Annotated in this window: 1 rRNA gene; it reads left to right on the top strand. The window is 51.4% G+C overall.

The window, feature by feature from the left end:
* Positions 1–74, top strand: a 5S ribosomal RNA gene (rrf, locus tag ABS784_RS17420); the annotation flags it as partial.
* Between the last annotated feature and the right edge of the window lie 214 nt (positions 75–288).

The raw sequence follows: 288 nt of genomic DNA, 5'->3' as shown, positions 1-288 counted from the left end.
ACACGGAAGTTAAGCCCTCCAGCGCCGATGGTAGTTGGGGCCAGCGCCCCTGCAAGAGTAGGTCGCTGCTAGGCAATGTTTCATTATTCTGCAATAGTTCAGCGACGAGCTTCACATCTTCGAATTCGCTACGAGTTGCCTCGACGCATCTCGCTTCCTTGAATTAGCTGGCAGAGGAAGAGGCAACGAGCACATTGGGAAGATGTGCATGACATATAGTTATTCATCATTCCGCAATAGCTCAGCGGTAGAGCAACCGGCTGTTAACCGGTAGGTCGTAGGTTCGAA

Source organism: Geobacillus sp. G4, assembly GCF_040327975.1.
GTDB classification, from domain to species: Bacteria; Bacillota; Bacilli; order Bacillales; family Anoxybacillaceae; genus Geobacillus; species Geobacillus thermoleovorans.
This window is presented reverse-complemented; position numbering and strand designations above follow the sequence as displayed.